At 72.7% G+C, this 16707-nt stretch carries 17 protein-coding genes; 12 read left to right on the forward strand and 5 right to left on the reverse strand.

Annotated elements, in window-relative coordinates; all coding sequences use genetic code 11:
* Positions 1 to 21 precede the first annotated feature (21 nt).
* Positions 22 to 2958: a helix-turn-helix transcriptional regulator gene (locus tag N801_RS04185; RefSeq protein ID WP_035933289.1), complete on the reverse strand. Its 2937-nt coding sequence runs from the start codon at positions 2956 to 2958 to the stop codon at positions 22 to 24.
* A gap of 66 nt (positions 2959 to 3024) precedes the next feature.
* The gene (locus tag N801_RS20550; protein WP_156996461.1) at positions 3025 to 3174 is read right to left on the reverse strand and encodes a hypothetical protein; all 150 of its coding nucleotides are present in this window, start codon (positions 3172 to 3174) and stop codon (positions 3025 to 3027) included.
* Positions 3175 to 3480: 306 nt separating this feature from the next.
* Between N801_RS20550 and N801_RS04190 the strand changes: the two genes are divergently transcribed.
* The 6 genes from N801_RS04190 (at position 3481) to N801_RS04215 (ending at position 9128) form a co-directional block, all read left to right on the forward strand.
* Positions 3481 to 4035, forward strand: a complete 555-nt coding sequence (locus N801_RS04190) for a TasA family protein (protein ID WP_035933293.1) — start codon at positions 3481 to 3483, stop codon at positions 4033 to 4035.
* Positions 4036 to 4186: 151 nt separating this feature from the next.
* The gene (locus N801_RS04195; protein WP_052112584.1) at positions 4187 to 4768 is read left to right on the forward strand and encodes a signal peptidase I; all 582 of its coding nucleotides are present in this window, start codon (positions 4187 to 4189) and stop codon (positions 4766 to 4768) included.
* A gap of 93 nt (positions 4769 to 4861) precedes the next feature.
* Entirely contained in the window at positions 4862 to 6748 is a 1887-nt protein-coding gene (locus N801_RS04200; RefSeq protein WP_245618209.1) for an Ig-like domain-containing protein, read from the forward strand.
* Positions 6748 to 7113: a hypothetical protein gene (locus tag N801_RS04205; RefSeq protein WP_035933295.1), complete on the forward strand. Its 366-nt coding sequence runs from the start codon at positions 6748 to 6750 to the stop codon at positions 7111 to 7113. Before N801_RS04200 ends, N801_RS04205 begins: the two co-directional genes overlap by 1 nt.
* 28 nt (positions 7114 to 7141) lie before the next feature.
* Positions 7142 to 7852 (forward strand): response regulator transcription factor, encoded by a 711-nt coding sequence (locus tag N801_RS04210; protein ID WP_035933298.1) that lies wholly within the window; start codon positions 7142 to 7144, stop codon positions 7850 to 7852.
* Positions 7845 to 9128, forward strand: a complete 1284-nt coding sequence (locus N801_RS04215) for a HAMP domain-containing sensor histidine kinase (RefSeq protein WP_035933301.1) — start codon at positions 7845 to 7847, stop codon at positions 9126 to 9128. Before N801_RS04210 ends, N801_RS04215 begins: the two co-directional genes overlap by 8 nt.
* 41 nt (positions 9129 to 9169) lie before the next feature.
* On the opposite strand, the gene N801_RS04220 is transcribed toward N801_RS04215, so the two are convergent.
* Positions 9170 to 10033 carry an SDR family oxidoreductase gene (locus tag N801_RS04220; protein WP_035933305.1) on the reverse strand — a complete coding sequence of 288 codons (864 nt, stop codon included), beginning with the start codon at positions 10031 to 10033 and terminating at the stop codon, positions 9170 to 9172.
* Between the two features lie 66 nt (positions 10034 to 10099).
* On the opposite strand from N801_RS04220, the gene N801_RS04225 reads away from it, so the two are divergent.
* From N801_RS04225 to N801_RS20555, 4 genes are all read left to right on the forward strand, one after another.
* Entirely contained in the window at positions 10100 to 11572 is a 1473-nt protein-coding gene (locus N801_RS04225; protein ID WP_035933309.1) for an LLM class flavin-dependent oxidoreductase, read from the forward strand.
* Entirely contained in the window at positions 11541 to 12221 is a 681-nt protein-coding gene (locus N801_RS04230; RefSeq protein WP_052112585.1) for a DUF2461 domain-containing protein, read from the forward strand. The genes N801_RS04225 and N801_RS04230 overlap by 32 nt, the downstream gene beginning before the upstream one ends.
* Positions 12221 to 12634, forward strand: coding sequence for an MmcQ/YjbR family DNA-binding protein (locus N801_RS04235; RefSeq protein ID WP_035933311.1), 414 nt, complete (start codon positions 12221 to 12223; stop codon positions 12632 to 12634). The genes N801_RS04230 and N801_RS04235 overlap by 1 nt, the downstream gene beginning before the upstream one ends.
* Positions 12635 to 12709: 75 nt before the next feature.
* Entirely contained in the window at positions 12710 to 12853 is a 144-nt protein-coding gene (locus N801_RS20555) for a hypothetical protein (protein ID WP_156996463.1), read from the forward strand.
* Between the two features lie 31 nt (positions 12854 to 12884).
* Here the strand turns inward: N801_RS20555 and kynA are convergent, their stop codons facing one another.
* Positions 12885 to 13754, reverse strand: coding sequence for a tryptophan 2,3-dioxygenase (gene kynA / locus N801_RS04240; RefSeq protein ID WP_035933314.1), 870 nt, complete (start codon positions 13752 to 13754; stop codon positions 12885 to 12887).
* A 24-nt stretch (positions 13755 to 13778) separates the two neighbouring features.
* On the opposite strand from kynA, the gene N801_RS04245 reads away from it, so the two are divergent.
* Together N801_RS04245 and N801_RS04250 are read left to right on the forward strand one after the other, a co-directional pair.
* Positions 13779 to 15557: an ABC transporter ATP-binding protein gene (locus tag N801_RS04245; protein ID WP_052112586.1), complete on the forward strand. Its 1779-nt coding sequence runs from the start codon at positions 13779 to 13781 to the stop codon at positions 15555 to 15557.
* Positions 15558 to 15615: 58 nt separating this feature from the next.
* A complete protein-coding gene (locus N801_RS04250; RefSeq protein ID WP_035933321.1) occupies positions 15616 to 16293 on the forward strand; it encodes a sirohydrochlorin chelatase in 678 nt (225 codons plus the stop codon).
* A 7-nt stretch (positions 16294 to 16300) separates the two neighbouring features.
* Here the strand turns inward: N801_RS04250 and N801_RS04255 are convergent, their stop codons facing one another.
* Complete coding sequence (locus N801_RS04255; protein ID WP_035933324.1) at positions 16301 to 16693, reverse strand: VOC family protein; 393 nt, start codon at positions 16691 to 16693, stop codon at positions 16301 to 16303.
* Positions 16694 to 16707: the final 14 nt, after the last annotated feature.

Genomic DNA, 16707 nt, shown 5'->3' on the forward strand with positions numbered 1-16707 from the left:
CGTGCACGAGCCGTCGCGGTGTCAGCCGACGAGGCCGCGCTCGCGACCGATCGCCGCGGCCTCGGTGCGTGAGGCGGCACCGAGCTTGGCGAGGATGCGCGAGACGTGGACGCTCGCGGTCTTGGTGGAGATGAAGAGCTGGGCGCCGATCTGGCCGTTGCTCAGGCCGCGGGCGACGAGGCCGAGGACCTCGTGCTCGCGGGCCGTCAGCTCGGTGTCGTCGTGCGTCCCGACACCAGACCCGGCTCCGGGCCCGGCCGTGAGGTCGTCGACCTCCCGGAGCAGCGGGGCGGCGCCGAGCCGGGCCGCCACCACGCGGGCCAGCTCGGCCTCGTGTCGCGCCCGACCGGTGTCGCCGGCCGCCCGCAGCGCCGCGGCGAGGCGGACGCGGGAGCGTGCGGTCTCGTGGACGTGGCCGTACCGCTCGAAGGCGTCCACCGAGTCCTGCCACGCGCGGACCATGGAGTCCGGGCTCGGGGTGTCCGAGCGGGGGTCGCGCCAGCGCAGGCGCAGCAGCTCGGCCCGCAGCCGGACGTCCCACGCCCAGGTCTCGGTGTTGCTCCGGACCAGGACCTCGTCCGGCGTGGTGGCGGAGGGGTCCCGGACGCCGCGTTGGGGATGCTGGACGATCGCGTCGGCCCGGGCCGTGAGCGTCTCGAGGTCGACGAGCGCCCTGCGGCGCAACGCGCCGTCGAGGTGGGGTGCCGCGGTCGCTGCCTGCCCGGCGAGGAGGGCGGAGAGCCGGACGACGGCGTGGAAGCGACCCCAGGTCCGCTCGAGCTGCGCGACCGCGTCCTGGGCGATGTCGAGGGCCCGGGTGAGGTCTCCCTGCCCGCCGTAGTGCTCGACGGCCGGCATGACCAGCTGGACGACGCCGAAGCCGTCGACGTGCCACCACTCGCGCACCGCCGCGATCTCGTCCTCACCGAGGACCTCGCCCCGGCCGACGCGGACCGTCATGAGCGCTGCGTCGAAGAAGGCACGGCCGGGCTGTGGCAGCAGGGGGTCGTCCACGTGGAGCCGTCGCTGCGCGCCGTCCCAGTCGCCGATCTCGTATGCCGTCAGCCCACCGATGAGGCGCGACTCCAGCGCGAAGGGCGCCCAGTCGAGGTGGAGCCGGCGTGCGACGGCGGCACCCCGGTCGTAGGACTCCAGGGCCCGGTGGAGGTCGCCGCGACGATGGTGCATCGTCGCGGCCTGGTGGTGGATGCGGATGAGCAACGGGTCGGGCCGGTCGCCGAGGTCGGCGAGCAGCCGGTCGATGTGCCGCTCGAGGGCGTCGAGGTCGTCGTGGATCTCGATGACCCGGGACAGGACCGTGCGGATCTCGTGGTGCGCGGCGGACAGCCCGAGCCTCTCGGCGAGGGCACTCGCCTCCTCGCCGAGGGCGGCGGCCTCCCCATAGCGCCGGTTGTCGACGAGCTGCTGGGTGTGCGCGGTGAGGACGAACAGCCGCTCGGCGCCGTCCTCCTCCGGCACGAGCGAGAGAGCCTCGGTCGTCATGGCGATCCCGGCGTCGGGCGCGAGCATGTCGTTGAGCCGGCTTCGGTTGGCACAGGTGGCGAGCAGCCGGGCGCGCACGACGGGCGTCTGGTCGGCTCCCGGGTGCTCGATCCGGTCACGGAGCAGCTGGACGGAGCGCATGACGTCGCCGGCCGCGAGCGCGGCGTCCGACGCCTCGAGGCTGACGTCGTCGCGCTCCGGTGCGGACTCCGCCATCCACGACAGCGCCTGCTCGAGGTGCTCGAGCGCGCCCGAGGGCCCACCCACGGCCAGGTCGCCACGGGCGGCGTCCCGCGACGCGGCGACGGCCGTGGCGAGGTCACCGGCGGCGGCCGCGTGGCGGGCCAGCTCCGAGGCGGGGCCGAGCGTCGGGTCGGAAGCCAGCGCACCGGCATACGCGCGGTGGAGGCGCAGCCGTTCCCCCGGCAGGAGGTCGTCCGTCACGGTCTCCCCGAGCAGCGCGTGGCGGAAGGCGTAGGCGGGGGGCCACCGGGTCTCGACGACGTGGTGCTCGACCGCGTCCGCGACGGCGGCCTCGAGCTCGGGCTCGGTGAGCCCGGTGACGCGCAGCAGCAGCTCGTGACCGACCGTGCGCCCGGCCAGGGACATCGTGCGGATGACCTGCTGGGCGTGCGGGGTGAGCTGGTCGATGCGCGCGCCGAGGACCCGACCCAGGCCACCGGCCACGGGGCGTCCGGAGACGGCGCTCGCGGTGAGCTCCTCGGCGAAGAACGGGTTGCCCTCGGCGCGCCGGGCGATCTCGGCGGCCACGGCCTCGTCGAGGTGCCGGCCCCCGTCCCGGGTGACGATGTCGTGGATCGCGGCGTCCGCGAGCGGGTGCAGGTCCAGCCGCTCGACCCCGGCGATCCGGGCCCAGACGGCGAGGGTCTCGTGCAGCGGGTGGCGCCGGTGGAGGTCGTCGGAGCGGTAGGTGATGACGAGGGCCACCGGTGTGGCGAACCCGCGGGTGAGGAGGAGGGTGAGCAGGTCGCGGGAGGAGTGGTCGGCCCAGTGGGCGTCCTCGACGAGGACGAGGAGCGGTGCCAGCTCACCGACCGCCGTGAGCAGGGCGTGGACCCCCTCCGCGACGTGTCCGGGTGAGTGCGTCGTCGTCGTCTCCTCCCGCCCGCCGGGAAGGAGGACACCGAGAGCCGGGCGGGTCGCCACCTGGTGCTCGACCACCTCGGGGGCGAGCTGCTGGAGCCGCGTGACGATCTCGGTGAAGGGTAGGTGCGCGACCCCGCTGCCGGCCTGGCCCACGCAGTGTCCCCACGCGACGTTCCAGCCCGCCGCCTCGGCGTCCTGCGCCGCGCGGGCCAGGAGGCTGGACTTCCCGATGCCGGCGTCCCCGGACACGACGACGCCGGCCCCGTGGGGGTCGTCGAGACCGATGATCTCGGCGACCCTCGCGAGGTCGGCGTCGCGGCCGACGAGATCCCGCACGGGAGGAGTCATGCTGGCGATTATCGACGACTCCGTGTCCCTCGCGGGTACGACTGCTGCGGGTGCGCCCACCGTCACTCAGCGGGTGCCGCGCGCCGCCTGGACGCGGGCGCGGACCCGACGGATGACGTGGAGCGAGGAGCCGGGGCGCTCGTGCCTCTCGGGGGTGAGCCCGTAGCGGGCGTGGATCTCGGCCTTGAGGAGCTCCGGGGTGATGAGGGTGTTCATGGCTGGTCCTTTCCTGACCGTCCTGTGCTGACACGTCCACGGTCGTCCCGTGAGGTAGGCGGCCACATCGGGCGTATGCCGTATCTCTCGCGGCGCGAGCTACCTCAGCGCGTGGGGTCGGGCACCTCAGGCCCCGCATCCGTGCCGTTCGGTCGCCCTGGGTACTGATCAGTAGCCAGCCGGTTCCGAAGTGGAGAGATCCGGGGGCCTTCGCGTGGGAGTCCTGTGGAACACGCCTCCGTAGCGTTCTTTTCAACAACCCCGCACCTCGGGAATCCCCGACGGACTCGATCCAGGAGAGACACCATGAGCGTCAGCCGCACCAAGAAGATCCTCGTCCCCCTCGCCACCCTGACCGTCGCCGGCGCCATCGCCGTGGGCTCGGGTGCGACCTTCACCTCCACGAGCGGCAACACCATCAGCGCCGTCACCGCCGGGTCGCTGACGCAGGCGAACTCCAAGGCCAACGCCGCGATCTTCGACCTCACCAACATCAAGCCGGGCGACACCGTCATCGGTGCCGTCACCCTGACGAACACGGGCACCCTGCCGGCCACGTTCAGCCTCACGGAGACCCTGTCGGCCAACGCCTTCGGCGAGAAGACGACGGGCGGCAACTACCTCAAGCTCGTCGTCACCAACGCCACGACGAACACCCAGGTGTACTCCGGCGACTTCGGCGGCCTCGTCGACGGCACCGCCACGGCCCTCGGCGAGTTCGCGCCCGCCGCCGTGAACACCTACCGCTTCACGGTCACGCTGGACGCGTCCGCCCCGAACAGCGAGCAGGGCAAGACGGCCAACGCCACCTACACGTGGGACTCGGTCCAGCTCGACGCGACGGTCACCGACCAGTCCTGACTCCTGCGCACGCCGATCGACATCCGGGTTGAGGCAGGGCGCCCCACCGGGCGCCCTGCCACCGGCCCAGCCGTCCCACCAGCTCCACTCGCCTGACCGCACGCCCAACACCCCCAGCCCCCCTCGCCCCTGCCGCACGAAGGAGCCCGAGATGCACCGTTTCGCCCAGGTCGCCCGCCGCTGCGTGCGAGCGCTCGGGACCCTGCTCCTCCTCGTCGTCACCCTCGGCTGCCTGGCCTACATCGTGCCCGGCCTCCTCGGCTACGAGCGCTACGTCATCACCGGCGGCTCGATGTCCGGCGCGATCGAGCGCGGCTCGGTCGCCCTCGAGAAGCCCGTGGCCGTCGCGGACCTCGTGGTCGGCGACGTCATCACCTACCTTCCCCCGCCGGACAGCGGCGTCACGAACCTCGTCACGCACCGCATCACGACGATCGCGCCCGGTGAGGGCGGCACCACCGTCTTCGGCACCCAGGGCGACGCGAACCCCGACCCCGACCCGTGGATCTTCAGCCTCGCGGAGGGGACCCAGCCGGTCGTCGAGCACGCCGTCCCGTACGTCGGCTACGCCTTCGTCGCCCTGGCGGACCCGCAGGTGCGGATGGTCGCCATCGGTGGCCCGGCGGCGGTCATCGCCCTGCTGGCCCTGCGCGACCTCGTCGGCGCCCTGCGCCCCTCGCGGACGCCCGGTCGACGGACGTCCACCCGCACGGGAGCCGGGCTCCCCGTCTGATCCCTGCCCCGGCGGTTCCCCGTGATGTAGCAAACGGGGGAACTCCCGGGGCAGATCTGTGGAAGAGCAGTGGAGCCCTCCTCACTAGCGTGGGTGCTGACGCCAGAGCTCCTGCCCACCACCCACCTTGCCGTCCCACAGCTCGAGAAGGAGGACACCGTGACGAGGACTCCTCGCTCGCTGCAGCTCCTCCTTCTCGCTGCCCTCGCCGCGGTGCTCACCGTCTGCTTCCCGGGCTTCTCGTCGGCCACCTTCACCGCCCGCACCTCGGCCACGGCCACGGTGAGGGCCGCCGTCGACTGGACCCCCCCGACCGTGTCGGTCGTCAGCCCCGGGAGTGCGGTCAAGGGCACCGCCACGATCGCGGTGACCGCTGCCGACGGGGAGACGGGCATCGCCTCGGTCACCCTCGAGCAGCTCGCCCCCGGCGCCTCCGTCTGGGCGACGATCTGCACCGACACGGTCGCGCCCTGGTCGTGCGCCTGGGCCACCGGCGCTGCGGGTGTCGTGGACGGGCAGTACTCGCTGCGCGCCCGCGCCACCGACCACAGCGGCTACGAGGCGACGTCGGACTCCGTGCGCACGACCGTCGCCAACAACGTCCTCGTCGTGCTCACCTCGCCCGGTGACGTGGTGCGCGGCACCGTCGCTCTGCCCACCTCGGTGTACAACGCTCCGGTCACGCACACGGTCCGGGTCGAGTACGCCGCCGCCGGCACCACCACGTGGAAGACGATCTGCACCGGCCTCACCAGCCCCTACGGCTGCAGCTGGAACACGTCGGCCCACCCGGCCGGCGACTACGACCTCCGGTCCGTCCTCACCGCCGGGACGACCCAGACCGCCTCGGTCACGGTCGAGGCCGTCACCATCGACAATGTGCCGCCGAGCGTCACCATGGTCGACCCCGGCACCCCGCTGAGCGGCACCCGGACCTTCGCGGCCACCTCCGCCGACGCCGACTCCGGCGTGGCCGCGGTCGTCATCCAGCATCAGCGCAGCGGCACCTCCACCTGGCAGGACCTGTGCACGATCTCCGACGAGCCGTGGTCCTGCCGCGTCGCCACGTCGGTGCTCCTCGACGGGACCTACGCCTTCCGCGCGGTCGCCATCGATGTCGCCGGCAACCAGGCCACCTCGGCGACCGTCGCGAACCGGGTCGTGGACAACACGGTCTCCTCGATCACGGTCGACGTCCCCGCGACCCTCAACGGCACCGTCACCGTCACCGCGGCGGCCAGCTCGACCGCCGGTGTCACCTCGGTCCGCATCCAGGTCGCGCCGACCGGGACGAGCGCGTGGACCGACCTGTGCACCGACACCACCTCGCCCTACGCGTGCACCTGGGACACGACCACCGTCGCCGACGGCCTCCACGACGTCCGCGGCATCCTCCTGGACGGCCAGGGCCAGACGCTGACCTCGGCCGTCGTGGCCTCGCAGCTGGTCGACAACGCCCCGCTGCGTGGTGCCGACGTGCAGAGCGCGAACGGTGGCGCCTCGGTCGGCCGGGCGGACAGCGGCGACACCCTGACCCTCACGTACACCACGCAGGTCGACCTCACGAAGGTCACCGCCGGCTGGAGCGGCGACGGCAAGCCGGTCCTCGTCCGCCTCCGCGACGGGGCGACTTTGGGCAAGACCGGCACCGACGACACCGTCGACGTGCAGCTCCCCGGCAGCAGTGTGGTCAACGTCGGCTCGGTCAACCTGCGACGCGACTACGTCAAGGCCGGCAAGTCGATGCAGTTCAACGCCACGATGACCGCGGGGACGGTGACGACGAGCACCGGCGTCATCCGCACGACCATCACGCTGCGGCTCGGTGCGGTCGTCGGGTCCGGCAACAGCGCCCTCAAGACGTCCTCCACGAACGGTGCGATGGTCTGGACCCCGTCGGCCGCGGTCACCGACGTGCAGGGCCGTCCCTGCTCGACGACCCCGGTCACCGAGACCGGCGCGTCGGACCGGGACCTCTGATGCCCCGGGAGCTGACGGTCGCGTCACGGTGGGCCGCGGTCGCAGCGCTGCTGCTCGCCGCCGTCCTCGTGGAGCGTTCGGTCCACGCCGCCTCGACCAGCGCCCTGGTCCTCCAGGGGGTGGTCGCACTCCTCGCGGTCCTCGGCGGGGTCAAGATGTGGCTGCACAACTGCTTCGAGTCGCACCTCGTCGTCGTGCTCGCCGTGGCGGCGACGGCGATCGGGACCGTGCTGAGCCTCACCCTGGGCATGCCCGGCAGCGCGCGGACGGACCTGTCGGCGGCGCACGTCGTCACCTTCGTCCTCTCCGCGGCCATCGGTGTCCTGCTCGTGGCCGACGCCCGGGCGCGCGGCGCCACGCGCTGACCGCGCCGGGGTCGTATGCTCTCGCCTCATGGGGGCCCACGTGCTCGTCGTCGAGGACGACGACAAGATCGCCGCGCCGCTGGTGCGCACTCTGGAGCGAGAGGGCTACGAGGTCGAGCGGCTGGCCGAGGGACTCCCCGCGCTGCCCCGCCTGGCCAGCGGTGAGATCGACCTCCTGCTGCTCGACCTCGGCCTGCCCGACGTCGACGGGCTCGACGTCTGCCGCAGCGCCCGTGAGGGCGGCTTCACCGGCGGCATCATCATCCTCACCGCCCGGGACGGCGAGCTCGACCTCGTCGTCGGGCTCGACGTCGGGGCCGACGACTACCTCGCCAAGCCGTTCGGGCTGTCCGTGCTCCTCGCCCGGGTCCGCGCCCTCGTGCGGCGCGGATCCGGCGCCGTCGCCACGGCACCGGTCGAGGACGTGCCGGCCGCCCCGAGCGGGCGGACGCTGCGTGTCGACGTCACGGCGCGCCGCATCTGGGTCGGCGGCAGCGAGCTCGCCGCGACCTCCAAGGAGTTCGACGTGCTCGCGCTGCTCGACCGGACCCGCGGGGCCGTGGTGAGCCGGGAGCGGCTGATCAGCGAGGTGTGGGACGAGAACTGGTACGGCTCGACCAAGACCCTCGACGCGACGGTCGGCCGGCTCCGCCAGAAGCTCGACGACGCGCGGGCGCCGGCGCAGGTGACGACGGTGCGTGGGGTGGGATTCCGGCTCGAGGACCTCGCCGATGCGTGAGCGGCTCGTCGCGGCGCTCGTCGGCATGACGATCGCGATGATCGCGATGTACGGCATTCCCCGCGCCTACCTGCTCGCCGACCTCGTCACCACCCAGGAGAACCGCACGGTCGAGAGGTCAGCCGACCTCCTCACCGTGGTGATCGCGGAGCGCAGCACGGCGGCCACCCCGGTCACCTCGGCGTTCCTCGAGAGCCTGCTGGGCGAGGGTGAGGGCATCGAGTACGTCGCGCCCGACGACACCGTGGTGGTTGCCGGCGAGCAGACCACCGGGTCCTCGGACGACATCGTCGAGCGGCGCACGCTCGAGGGCGGCGGCTCGCTCACGGTGACCCGCGCGGGCGCCCTCGTCGACCAGCGGGTCTCGGAGGCGCTGCTGCCGCTCATCGTCATCGGCCTGGCCCTCGTCGTCCTCGCGGCAGGTCTGGGCTTCGTCCTCGCCCGGCGACTGGCCCGGCCCTTCGCCGAGCTCGCCGACGCGGCCGACCACCTCGGCCAGGCCCGCTTCGACGTCGAGCTCCCGCACTACTCGATCCCGGAGGCCGAGGCGATCGGCGCCGCCCTGCGCCGCTCCTCGGCGCAGCTCGACCTCCTCGTCGCGCGCGAGCGGGAGTTCGCGGCCAACGTCTCGCACCAGCTGCGCACCCCCGTCACCGCGCTACGGCTGACGCTCGAGGACCTCGCGATGTGGCCCGAGACCCCGCCGGCCGTCGCGGCCGAGCTGACCGAGAACATGTCGGAGCTGGACCGGCTCAGCACCGCCATCACCGAGATCCTCGACCTCTCCCGGGGCCGCCGCCTCGGGGACGCCGTCGACCTCGACCTCTCGGAGCTCGTGGCCGAGGCGATCGACCGGTGGCGGCCGAAGTTCAGCGCCGCGGGCCGTGAGCTGCTCCACGAGCCCGCCCTGCCCGTGCTCGCCCACGTCGTGCCCGGCCCCGTGGTCCAGATCCTCGACGTCCTCCTCGAGAACGCCTGCTCGCACGGGGAGGGGGAGGTCGTCGCCGGTGCGCGGGACCTCGGCAAGTTCCTCCACCTCGGCGTCGTCGACGAGGGCGAGCGCGCCGTCGGCAACGAGGTGTTCCAGCGCGGTGCCAGCTCAGTCGACAGCCAGGGGCACGGGCTGGGGCTCACGATCGCCTCCCAGCTGGCCAGCTCGGTCGGTGGCTACCTCACCCTGGCCGACGCGCCCACGACGACGTTCGTCCTCGTCCTCCCGGCCACGGTCGAGGAGATCAGCCAGCTCTCGTCGGCCTCGTCGGCTCTCGCCCGCTGAGGCCCCCGGCTCGTCGTCGAGACTGAGCGGGAAGGCGCCGGCTAGAACACCGGACGCCCGCCGGTCACGCCCAGCACGGTCCCCGAGACGTAGCTCGCCTCGTCGGACGCGAGGAAGACGTACGCGGCGGCCACCTCGACCGGGTGCCCGGCCCTGCCCAGCGGGGTGTCCGAGCCGAAGCCCTCGACCTTCTCCGGCGGCATCGTCGCGGGGATGAGCGGCGTCCAGATCGGGCCCGGGGCGACGGCGTTGACGCGGACGCCGCGCGGACCGAGCTCGCTGGCGAGGTTGACGACCATGTTGTTGAGCGCCGCCTTCGTCGCGGCGTAGTCGAGCAGGTTCTCGGACGGCTCGTAGGCCTGGATCGACGTCGTGACGATGACCGAGCCGCCGGTCCTCTCGAGGTCCGCGGCGAGCGCCTGGACGAGCCAGAACGTCGAGAAGACGTTGGTGGCGAAGGTGCGCTGGATCTGCTCGGGCGGGAAGGCCTCCAGGTCGTCGAACGTCATCTGGTAGGCGGCGTTGCAGACGAGGACGTCCAGCCCGCCGAGGACCTCCACGGCGTCCCGGGCCAGCTGCTGGTTGGCCGCGAGCTCGGTGAGGTCGGTGGCGAACAGGTGGGCGGTGCCACCGCTCTCGCTGACGACCCGAACGGTGTCCTCGGCGTCGGCCTGCTCCTGCGGGAGATGGGCGATCGCGACCGTCGCGCCCTCCTTGGCCATGGTGATCGCGACGGCGCGCCCGATGCCCGAGTCGCCGCCCGTGACGAGCACTCGTTTGCCCCCGAGACGGTCGCGGCCCGTCCACGACGACTCGCCGTGGTCGGGCGTGGGGCGGAGCTCGTCGGTGGTTCCCGGCCAGTCCTGCGACTGGCGGGGGATGTCGGTGAGCTCGGGACGCGTCATGGGTCCTCCTGTGGCGGGGATGGGTACACGTCACGTCCTACCCACCCTGCACTGGGACAATGCCTCATGCCCGACTACGGTCTCGACCTCGAGTTCGGGATCTTCCCGACCCCCGACGCCTCCCGTCACCACGAGGTGCTCGAGCTGGCCCAGCTCGCCGACGTGCTCGGGCTCGACCACGTGAGCATCCAGGACCACCCCTACCAGGCGGCGCACCTCGACACGTGGACGCTGCTGTCGGCGATCGGCTCCCGCACGAGCCAGGTTCGCCTGTCGACCAACGTGGCCAACCTGCCGCTCCGGCCACCCGTGGTGCTCGCGAAGGCGGCGGCCACCCTCGACCTCCTCACGGGCGGGCGGGTGGAGCTGGGCCTCGGGGCCGGGGCGTTCTGGGACGGCATCGTCGCGGCCGGGGGCGAGCGGCGGACGCCGGGAGAGTCGGTCGACGCGCTGGCCGAGGCGGTCACGGTGATGCGGGCCTTCTGGGCCGGTGAGCCGGGCCGGTTCGAGGGCGAGCACTACGCGACCAAGGGCCTGCGTCCAGGGCCACGTCCGGCCCACGACATCCCGATCTGGCTCGGTGCCTACCGGCCACGGATGATCCGGCTGACCGGCCGGGTCGCCGACGGCTGGGTCCCGAGCATGGCCTACGCCGACCCGTCGACCCTGCCGGACCTCAGTGCCCGGCTCGACGAGGCCGCGGTCACGGCGGGTCGTGCACCTCGGGACATTCGCCGGATCTACAACATCTCCGGCCGGTTCGGCTCGGGGTCGGGTCTGTTCCAGGGCGGTCCGGGCGACTGGGCCGAGCAGCTCACCGACCTCGCTGTCGGCCTCGGCATGTGCACCTTCATCCTCGGCGCCGACGAACCGGACGTCGTCCGGCGCTTCGCCGAGGAGGTCGTGCCGTTGGCGCGCGAGCTCGTGGCGGCCGAGCGTGGGGGCGGCCAGCCGGACGAGGCGACGCCGACCCGCGTTGCCGGCGTTCCCCCGGCGGTGCACACCGTTGCGGCGCAGGACCCGTCGACGTTCACCCCCGAGCAGCTGGCGGTCCCCCGACACCTCGTCGAGGTCCACGACCACCTCCGGCGCGAGCTCGAGCAGGTCCGCGACATCGTCCGGCAGGTGCGGGAGGGGCATGAGAGCGTCGGGGCCGCCCGGTCGGTCATCAACACCATGACCATGCGCCAGAACAACTGGACGCTCGGCGCCTACTGCGAGTCCTACTGCCGCATCGTCACGGGTCACCACACCAATGAGGACCGGGGGATCTTCCCCCACCTGGTGCGGGCCGACCCCGCACTCGAGCCGGTCGTCACGCGGCTCCACGACGAGCACGAGGTGATCGCCGGCCTCCTCGACGGGCTCGACCGGGCCCTCGTGGCGCTCGTCGGTGACGCGGGCCACGGCTCCACGGGGAAGCGCGCCCTGGACGGGCTGTCCGACGCCCTCGACGCCCTCTCCGACTCCCTGCTGGCCCACCTGTCCTACGAGGAGGAGGCGCTCCATGACCCGCTCGCCGTCCACGGCTTCGGCTGACGTCGCCGGCATCCCGCTCGACGCCGTCGAGTTCTACCGCGCGCTCGAGCTCGCCAACTCGCGTGAGTGGTGGGCCGCCAACAAGGAGCGGTATGCCGCGAGCGTCCGCGAGCCCATGGCGCACCTCGGTGACGTGCTCACCGAGGAGTTCGGCGAGCCCAGGCTGTTCCGGCCGAACCGCGACGTCCGCTTCAGCAAGGACAAGGCGCCGTACAAGAACCACCAGGGGCTGTTCGTCGCGACCTCCGCGCGGATGGGCTGGTACGTCCAGGTCGGCGCCGACGGCCTCCGGACCGCCGGTGGGTTCTATGCCTCCGAGCCCGACCAGGTGGCCCGCTACCGGGCCTCGGTCGCCGACGACGTGGTCGGCGACCGGCTCATGGCCGTCGTCGACGCGTTGTCGGACAACGGTTTCGAGATCGGGGGGGACGTCCTCGCGACGCGACCACGCGGCATACGCCCCGACCATCCACGACTGGAGCTGCTGCGGCACCGGACCCTCACGGCGTCCCGGGACCACGGCACGCCGGACTGGCTGGAGACCGACGAGGTCGCCGACCGGGTGCGCGAGGACTGGGTGGCGCTGCGGCCACTCATCGAGTGGTGCGACCAGTACGTCGGCGCCAGCGACAGGCCGGGGAGGCGGTGATGGCCCGCCGCGCGAGGCCGAGCGACGTCGACGCCATCGCCGGCGCCCTGCCCGAGACCGAGCTCGGCATCTCGTGGGGCGACCGGCCGACGTGGAAGGTCCGTGGCAAGGGCTTCCTGCTCTACCGCATGCCGCACAGGACCGCCGTCGACCCCGAGACGGGGGAGATGTGGGACGACCTCCTCGTCGTGTTCACGCCGGACATGGGGGTGAAGCAGTCCCTCGTCGAGGCCGACAACCCGTTCTTCGACATCCCGCACTTCCGCAACCATCCGGGTGTGCTCGTGCGGCTCTCCCGCATCGGCGAGATCGACCGCGACGAGCTCGAGGAGATCATCGTCGAGGCGTGGGCGGCCAAGGCTCCCAAGAAGCTCGTCCGCGACCACCTCGGCCCTGACACACTGGCGCCATGAGCGCCCGGGCCCTCGATGTGGGCGAGTCAGGACAGGAGGCCCGGCAGCGGGCCGTTCGGCCCGGCTGAACGGCCGATGAGCGGCTGGCAGTCGCTGCCACCGGACATGACCGACGCCGACGCCGCTGACTGGTTCGATCGGGCTCGCACGCACATCGAGACCCTTCCGCCCAAGGTGCGCAAGCCGACGAAGAAGGCCGGGGGACGTCCGACGAGCTAGCCGGCGCGAGCTCCCGTTCCAGCGGGGCCGGTCAGCGCGGGGGTTCGCGGATCGCGGTGCGCACCGAGAACAGCTCGGGGAAGAAGGTGAGCTCCAGGGCGCGCTGCAGGAACCCGACGCCGCTCGAGCCACCCGTGCCCGTCTTCATCCCGATGACCCGCTGCACCGTCTTGAGGTGACGGAAGCGCCACAGCTGGAAGTTGTCCTCGAGGTCGACGAGCTCCTCGCACGCCTCGTAGACGTCCCAGTGCTTCTCGGCGTCCTCGTAGACGGTGGTGAACAGCCGGACGAGCTCGTCGTTCGGGACGTGGGCGACGCTCACGTCCCGGTCGAGGATCTCCTTCGGCACGGCATACCCCCGCCGCGCGAGGTGGCGCAGGAACTCGTCGTAGATGCTCGGGGCCTCGAGGAGCTCCTCGAGCATCGCGTGGGCCTTCGGGTCGGCCTCGTGGACCTTGAGCATGCCGCGGTGCTTGTTGCCGAGCATGAACTCGACCCCGCGGTACTGCCACGACTGGAAGCCGGACGCGTGGCCGAGGTAGCCGCGGAACTGGCTGTACTCGGTCGGCGTGAGGGTGGCGAGCACCGACCACTGGTCGGTGAGCGTGCGCTGGATGTGCTTGACCCGGGCGATGCGCTTGAGGGCCACCCGCATCTCGTCCTGGGCGAGCAGCGCTGCCGCGGAGCGCAGCTCGTGGAGGACGAGCTTGAGCCACAGCTCCGACGTCTGGTGCTGGATGATGAAGAGCATCTCGTCGTGGTGCTCGGGGTCGCTCACCGGGTGCTGTGCGCTGAGGAGCTCGTCGATCGCGAGGTAGGAGCCGTAGCTCATCTCCTTGGCGAAGTCGGTGTGGATGCCTTCCTCGATCGGCCGGGTGTTGTCCTGCGACGTCGTGCTCATGGGGCCCACCTTAGGGTGGTGCCGGTGACTCGCCCCGCCGGCCCGGACCGCCCGCTCATCGCCCTCTGGGAGCGGCACCGCCGCTACCGTGGCCGGCTCGTGGCCGCCGTGACGATGTCCACCGTCAACAAGGTCGCCGACGTCGTGCCCGAGCTGCTCATCGGGGCAGCGGTGGACGTCGTCGTCCGGGGCGACGACTCGTTCGTGGGCTCGGTGCTCGGCATCGAGTCGCGCTACACCCAGCTCGCGTGGCTGGCCGCGATCAACGTCGTCGTCTGGGTCATCGAGTCCGCCTCGCAGTACGTCGCCGACGTGCTCTGGCGGGGACTGGCCCAGGGGATCGAGCACGACCTCCGGGTGGAGGCGTACGACCACGCGCAGCACCTGGACATGTCGTGGCACGAGGGCCGGGCGAGCGGCACCACGCTGGCGACGCTCAACGACGACGTCAACCAGCTCGAGCGGTTCCTCGACGTCGGGGCTGCCGCGATCCTCCAGACCGTGCTCAACGTGCTGCTCGTCGGGGCCGTGTTCGCGGCGGCCAGCGGTCAGCTCTTCGTCCTCGCGTTCCTGCCGATCCCGGTGGTCATCGCCGGGTCGCTGCTCTTCCAGCGCCGGCTGGAGCCGCTCTACGCGCGGGTGCGGGAGACGGTGGGGGACCTCTCGGGCGCGCTGAGTGCCAACCTCGCCGGCATCGCCACCATCAAGGCGTTCACCGCGGAGTCGCGCGAGCGGGACCGGATCGCCGTCCTCTCCACGGCCTACCGGGAGGCCAACGTCGACGCGATCCGCTCCAGTGCCGCGTTCGTCCCGCTCGTCCGGATGGCCATCCTCGCCGGCTTCACCTGCACGCTCCTCTTCGGTGGGTGGGCGACCCTGCGCGGCGACCTGGAGATCGGCCTCTACTCCGTGCTCGTGTTCATGACCCAGCGACTGCTCTGGCCGCTCACGGAGGTGGCGACGGTGCTCGACCTCTACCAGCGCGGACGGGCCTCCGCGGGCCGGATCCTGCGGCTGCTCGACGAGCCGGTCACCGTCCCGGCGGGGACGGATGCCCTGCAGCGTCCGGTGCGGGGGGCGGTGGAGCTCAGGGGGGTGCGCGCCGGGTACGGCGAGGGGCCGGTGGTCCTTCACGGCCTCGACATGGTGATCCCGGCGGGGGAGACCCACGCGATCGTCGGCGCCACCGGGTCGGGGAAGTCCACGCTGCTGCGCCTCGTGCTCCGCTTCGACGACCCCCGGGAGGGGGCGGTGCTCCTCGACGGGCGCGACGTGCGTGAGCTCGATTGGGACTCGCTGCGCGGGTCGATGGGCTACGTCGCCCAGGACGTCTACATCTTCTCGGGGTCGGTGGCCGACAACATCGCCTACGGGCGTCCCGACGCCAGCCGGGCGGAGATCCGCGCCGCGGCGGTGGCGGCGGCCGCCGTCGACTTCATCGACGCGCTGCCCGACGGGTTCGCGTCGCACCTGGGCGAGCGCGGCGTCAACCTCTCGGGCGGCCAGCGGCAGCGCGTCGCCCTCGCGCGAGCCCTCCTGCGCGACCCCGCCGTCCTCGTCCTCGACGAGGCCACGAGCGCGGTCGACAACGAGACCGAGGCCGCCATCCAGGCATCGCTGCGCCGGGCGACCCTCGACCGGACGGCGATCGTCGTCGCCCACCGGCTCTCGACGGTGCGGCACGCGCACCGCATCTGGGTCCTCGACGACGGCCAGGTGGCCGAGTCCGGAACCCACGAGGAGCTGCTGGCCTCCGGCGGCATCTACGCCTCGCTGTGGAAGGTGCAGACGGGCGAGCTCTGAGCGGCCCACGTGCTGGCGCGGGCCGGTCGCTCGCCGGCGCATGTGCTGGACTTCCGGCATGGATCACAGCGCAGTCGTCCTCGTCGCCCACGGCACCCGGGATGCGCGCGGGGCCGACACCGTGCGGCGGCTGGCGGCCCGCGTCGCCGGCGCCGTGCCGGCGCAGGAGGTGCGTCTGGCCTACGTCGACGTGCAGGAGCCGCTCGTCACGGAGGTGCTCGACGACCTGATGACCCGGCACGACGCGGTGCTCGTCGTGCCGCTCCTGCTCAGCCGGGGCTTCCACGTCGACGTCGACATCGCGCAGGCCGTCGCCGCGCACCCGGGCTCGCGCGCCGTGGCGCAGCTGGGTCCGGACCCGCTCCTCGCCGAGCGCATGGTGCAGGGACTCGAGGCAGCCGGTGTGCCCTCGACCGCGCACGTCGTCATGGCCGCGGCCGGCTCGAGCCGGGCGGAGGCGGCCGAGGACGTCGAGGCCGCCGCGGACCAGCTCGACGAGCGGTGGGGCGGCCCGGTGACCGTCGCCTACGCCGCGGGCACCGCGCCCTCTGTCCCCCATGCGGTGGCCGCGGCCCGGGCCGACGGTGCGACGTCGGTCGCCGTCGCGGCCTACCTGCTGGCGGAGGGCTTCTTCCACGACCGCCTGGCCGACGCGGGAGCGGACCACGTCACCGCGCCCCTCGGCGACGACGACGCGGTCCTCGCCGTCATCCTGTCCCGCCTCACCACGGCCTGACCCCGGGTCAACCCACCGGGAGGTCGTGGGCGACGGCGTGGTGCGGCTCGTAGAGCATCATGTCGTCGGCGCCGGGCACGGCCATGAAGACGAGGACCCCGAACCCCCGGTCGACCGGGTCGGTCGTGAACTCGGCCCCCCGCGCGCGGAGCTCGTCCATGGTCGCCGCGAGGTCGTCGCACATGAGAGAGATGGAGTGGTGACGCGGCGCGTGGTCGTCGCCCTCACCGGACGTCGGATGCACGCCGAGCTCGCTCGGGCCCGAGCGGAAGATGGGCCACTCGGGTTCGCCCTCGGCCACCTCGTCCGCGGCGGAGGGCCACCGCAGGACGTCGCGGAAGAAGGCTCGGGTCGCCGGGGCGTCGTCCGAGTAGACCAGGGTGTGGACCGCGGTGATCATCCCTCCACGGTAGG

Source organism: Knoellia aerolata DSM 18566, from assembly GCF_000768695.1.
Classification (GTDB): domain Bacteria; phylum Actinomycetota; class Actinomycetes; order Actinomycetales; family Dermatophilaceae; genus Knoellia; species Knoellia aerolata.